Genomic DNA, 4641 nt, shown 5'->3' on the forward strand with positions numbered 1-4641 from the left:
TGTTTTATATGTTCAAAAAGATCTGTACCAGTAATTCCTGCAGCCAAATTTGTCGTATCTGACAGCGGTGACATTTTATCTCCGAAATAGGCGCCTGAGATGATAGCTCCCGCCACCATTGGAGCCGGAATGCCCATGCTGATTCCAATTCCCATTCCGGCGACGCCAATCGTTCCCATTGTAGACCATGAACTTCCGATTGCCAGAGTGACAATGGCACAGATAATACAAATTGAGACTAAAAACATGGATGGAGTCATTAGCTTTAATCCGTAAAAGACCATGGTCGCTACAATTCCTCCGCCAATCCAGGAGCCAATTGTCAAACCGACCATTATAATAATCAGAATTGCCGGGAGCGCTAACTTAATGCCTTTATAGAAGCCTTCCTCAATATCGTTCCATTTATAGCCAAAACGCCACGCGATGAAAGCGGATACAATTGTTCCGGCAATTAAAGGCACATGTGGGCTCCCTTCAAACTTAACAATCGTAATAATCATTGCAGCAATCATTACCAGCAGCGGCAGCACTGCAAACCAGAAGGGAATTTTCTTTCCTGTTGTTTCTTTCATAATGTTCCTCCTTTTAAAGTTACACGTCTGTTGGTTTAACTATTGCAAGATTAATGCCAAGATATAAAATTCAAACATTTTTCAGACTATTTACCCTAAAAAATTTAATTTACATCGGTTTTATGTAGGTAAGCATGCAAAATATATTGTCGAGCGCCCGCTCATTTTGCATACAAAAGCAAATATTTTTTGCATCAAATAAAAATGAAAACCGGGCAGCAAAACCCGGTTTTCATTTTTATTACTTCTTAATAAGATCCTCGCGCTGGGACTGGTCAATCCACTCTTGAAGCTTATCCTTAAGTGTATTGAATCCCTGTGCAGATTCGTCTTCCATTTTGATTGGAGCTGCCTGGCGCTTGCGAGGCTTTCTTGCTTTCGCTTCTGCTTGTGGCGCTTCTTCTGTTGCACGGATTGATAAACCGATTTTTCCTGCTGCTTCATCAACAGAAAGAACCTTCACCTTTACTTCATCGCCCACTTTAAGATGCTCATTAATATCTTTTACGAAACCATGAGTCACTTCGGAAATATGGACTAATCCCTGTGTATTCTCATCTAATGCCACGAACGCACCATATGGCTGAATACCCGTTACCTTTCCTGTAATAACACTGCCTACTTCGATTTTCTCAGACATGAAAACACTCCTATTTAAATTCAAATTTAATCTTTTTATACGCAATAAAAAATTATATCACAACTTGATTAAAATATCAAAGGAAATAAAATCTCAGACATAATGAATTACTGACTGTCATTCATTATAATAAAACAATCCGCAAACAATATGTAGACATTCTATTTATTTGTTAACTAAATGTTCATGAAGTACAGCAAAGATCTTAACTTTAGCGTGATAAAATATAAATAGAAGAAATTGTTAACGGGAGTGATGGATATGTCAAATATAGGCCATAACATTAAAACTTGCCGCGAACGTGCAAATATGACCCAGCAGCAGCTCGCATTAAAGGTGAGAGTGGGGACGGGAACGATTGCAAAATACGAAAATGGAGATCAGATTCCTGATACACAGACTGTTTTAAAAATCTCAACAGCCCTCGATATTCCAGCTTCCGAACTTCTTGAACAGGAACTGCAGAAGGGCCAGTCAGGAATCGATTATGAAATCGAACAGCTTGTGCGTGAAATTGGCACAAAAAAAGCAAAGCTCATCTTGCGGAAAGCTAAGGAATTCAGTGAGGAAGATTTCCTCCGTGTCATGCAAATGCTATATGAAATTAAATATGATCAAAAAGTTTTATAAAAGGGAGTATATAAAAAGGGAATACTGGTTAGCCTTGAAGTATAAGGCTTTCTAGTATTCCCCCCTTTTTGAAGTTGACAATCTGTTGTGGATTGTCCTTTTTTTATGCCTTCTGATTTTGCTTTAAGAAATGGTTAATTCTCTTAATCGCTTCCTGCAGAAGTTCCATGGAAGTGGCATAAGAGCAGCGCACATGGCCTTCACCGCTTTCGCCAAAAATATTGCCTGGCACGACCGCTACTTTTTCCTCCAGCAGCAGCTTTTCTGCAAATTCTTCAGAAGAAAGCCCGGTACTTTTAATAGATGGAAAAGCATAAAAGGCTCCACCCGGCATATGGCATGTTAGCCCCAGTTCATTTAGAGACTGAACAAAATAATTCCGCCTGCGCTTATAGCTCTTTTTCATACCCTCAACATCTGATTTGCCGGTCTTCAAAGCTTCAAGTGCAGCAAACTGTGCCATCGTAGGTGCGCACATCATCGCATACTGGTGAATTTTCAGCATTGCCTGTGAGATCTCTTCAGGAGCACAGACAAACCCCAATCTCCAGCCTGTCATGGCAAACCCCTTTGAAAACCCCGAAATTAAGATTGTTCTTTTCTTCATCTCTCTGATGGATGCAAAACTCGTATATTCCCCATCATAAGCAAGCTCTGCATATATTTCATCAGAAAGCACCAGCAGGTCGTACTTTTCAGCTTTTTGTGCAATTGCGTTCAGTTCATCTCCGGTTAACATGGTTCCAGTCGGATTATTGGGTGAACAAAGTATAATGGCTTTCGTCCGGCGGGTTATTGCGTTTTCCAGCTGCTCAGGCAAAATCTTAAACCCATTTTCCTTTAAAGTCTGGACCTGAACAGGCACACCTCCCGCAAGAGTTACTAAGGGAACATAGGAAACAAAGCTTGGTTCAACCACAATTACTTCATCACCCGGATCAAGGATTGCCCTTAGAGATATATCCAATGCCTGGCTCGCTCCCACCGTAACGGTAATTTCACTTTGGGGTGAATAAGAAACTCCGAAGCTTTTCTGCATATAGCCTGCAATTTCCTCCCGCAGCTCCATTAACCCTGCATTAGCCGTATAAGAAGTATATCCCTGCTCAAGGGATAGGATGGCTGCTTCACGCACTGACCAGGGTGTGATGAAATCAGGTTCCCCCACCCCAAGGGAAATGACTCCTTCCATTCCTGCAGCAAGGTCAAAAAAGCGGCGAATCCCGGAAGGCTTCAGCTCTTCTACCGTTTTGGATAAATAAGACTTCGTTCCCTTCATTACGGTGACACCACAATTCGTTTGTCATCTTCATTTTGTTCAAAAATAGTGCCGTCATGCTTATATTTTTTTAGAATAAAGTGTGTTGTTGTCGACAAGACGGAATCGAGAGTCGACAGCTTTTCTGATACAAATCGGGCGACTTCATTCATGGAACGGCCCTCAATGATGACAGAAAGATCATAGGCGCCGGACATTAAATAGACAGACATTACCTCTTTAAAACGGTAAATCCTCTGGGCAACTTCATCAAATCCTACCCCGCGCTTTGGAGCAACCTTCACATCAATCATAGCGGTAACTCCTTCATGACCGTCGACTTTTGACCAGTCAATAACGGAATTATAACGCACGAGCACTTTCATTTCCTCGAGTTTATCTAAAATAGATTCAGTTTCCGCCTTACTTAATTCAGCCATTTTCGCAATGTCTTCCACAGGGATTCGCGCACTGTTGTTTTCTAAAATTTCCAAAACCTCTATTTGCTTTTCAGTTAATTTCACCTTTGTCGCTCCCATCCTTTAGTGATTTACTCTATAAAATAGTTACATTATAGCAAAAACTGCGGAAAATAAATGTGTCACTTTCATTATTTATTAATTTCTTTAAAATCATATGTGTCAAGATTAAGATTAAGGGGAAAATACTGTGAAAGTGAGTCTAGGAGGGGGAAGGCCCATGGAACAAGCGACATTTTCAGGAACAGAGCCAATTAATGGCACGGATGTTTATTATGAATACTATAAACATGAGTCCTCCAGGAATACCCTGGTTCTGCTGCACGGTTTTCTTTCATCCACCTTTAGCTTTCGCAGGCTGATTCCTCTGCTGCAAACGGAATTCAATGTAGTTTCGATGGATTTGCCGCCCTTCGGCAAAAGCGGAAAATCCCAGCAGTTCGTCTACTCCTATAAAAACCTGGCTGATACGGTTATCCGCTTATCAGAAAAACTGGGCTTTGAAAAAGTCACTTTAATAGGGCATTCCATGGGAGGACAGATTGTATTAAATGTTGCACATTCCAACCCTGATCTGGTTGACCAGGCCGTACTGCTGTGCAGTTCCGGGTATATGAAACGAATGAAGCCGCATATCATCTTTTCAAGCTACATACCATTCTTTCATCTGTATGTGAAATTATATCTTCAGCGCTCAGGGGTAAAACAGAATTTAAAAAATGTTGTCTACGATCATTCCATGATTGATGATGAAATGCTCTATGGCTATTTGTCGCCCTTTTTAGAAGATGATATTTTCCGGGCCTTAACCAGGATGATTCGCGACAGGGAAGGCGATATGCCTGCTGCTGCATTAAGGAAAATAGAAACACCATGCCTTCTAATATGGGGAGAACACGACAGGGTCGTTCCGCTTCATATCGGAAAACGGCTGAATAAAGATTTAAAGAATTCCAAACTGGTGGTACTAAAAGATACCGGTCATCTTGTGCCGGAAGAGAGGCCGGAAGATGTTCTTAAGCACATCAGGAGTTTTATAAATTCCGTTCAGGTGTGCAG

Annotated in this window: 6 protein-coding genes; 2 read left to right on the forward strand and 4 right to left on the reverse strand. The window is 41.2% G+C overall.

Annotation, left to right across the window (positions count from 1 at the left end; all coding sequences use genetic code 11):
* Positions 1 to 575, reverse strand: a 575-nt coding sequence (locus BFI01S_RS21000) for a Na+/H+ antiporter NhaC family protein (RefSeq protein ID WP_305791231.1), incomplete at its 3' end; no start/stop codon positions are given.
* 241 nt (positions 576 to 816) lie between these two features.
* Positions 817 to 1215 carry a S1 domain-containing post-transcriptional regulator GSP13 gene (gene yugI, locus BFI01S_RS21005; protein WP_035332058.1) on the reverse strand — a complete coding sequence of 133 codons (399 nt, stop codon included), beginning with the start codon at positions 1213 to 1215 and terminating at the stop codon, positions 817 to 819.
* A gap of 261 nt (positions 1216 to 1476) precedes the next feature.
* Between yugI and BFI01S_RS21010 the strand changes: the two genes are divergently transcribed.
* Positions 1477 to 1845 (forward strand): helix-turn-helix domain-containing protein, encoded by a 369-nt coding sequence (locus BFI01S_RS21010; RefSeq protein WP_061794321.1) that lies wholly within the window; start codon positions 1477 to 1479, stop codon positions 1843 to 1845.
* A 103-nt stretch (positions 1846 to 1948) separates the two neighbouring features.
* Here BFI01S_RS21010 and BFI01S_RS21015 read toward each other — a convergent pair whose 3' ends face one another.
* Together BFI01S_RS21015 and BFI01S_RS21020 are read right to left on the reverse strand one after the other, a co-directional pair.
* A complete protein-coding gene (locus BFI01S_RS21015; protein WP_061794322.1) occupies positions 1949 to 3124 on the reverse strand; it encodes an aminotransferase in 1176 nt (391 codons plus the stop codon).
* Positions 3124 to 3627 carry an Lrp/AsnC family transcriptional regulator gene (locus tag BFI01S_RS21020; RefSeq protein WP_061794323.1) on the reverse strand — a complete coding sequence of 168 codons (504 nt, stop codon included), beginning with the start codon at positions 3625 to 3627 and terminating at the stop codon, positions 3124 to 3126. The genes BFI01S_RS21015 and BFI01S_RS21020 overlap by 1 nt, the downstream gene beginning before the upstream one ends.
* A gap of 175 nt (positions 3628 to 3802) precedes the next feature.
* On the opposite strand from BFI01S_RS21020, the gene BFI01S_RS21025 reads away from it, so the two are divergent.
* The coding region (locus BFI01S_RS21025) for an alpha/beta fold hydrolase (RefSeq protein ID WP_061794324.1) at positions 3803 to 4641 on the forward strand (839 nt) is incomplete at its 3' end.

The organism is Cytobacillus firmus NBRC 15306 (assembly GCF_001591465.1).
Taxonomy (GTDB): domain Bacteria; phylum Bacillota; class Bacilli; order Bacillales; family Cytobacillaceae; genus Cytobacillus; species Cytobacillus firmus.

Excerpts from the sequence above, each read along its gene's own strand:
- yugI (WP_035332058.1), bottom strand. The coding sequence starts at position 1,215 with ATGTCTGAGAAAATCGAAGTAGGCAGTGTTATTACAGGAAAGGTAACG.
- BFI01S_RS21010 (WP_061794321.1), top strand. The coding sequence starts at position 1,477 with ATGTCAAATATAGGCCATAACATTAAAACTTGCCGCGAACGTGCAAAT.
- BFI01S_RS21015 (WP_061794322.1), bottom strand. The coding sequence starts at position 3,124 with ATGAAGGGAACGAAGTCTTATTTATCCAAAACGGTAGAAGAGCTGAAG.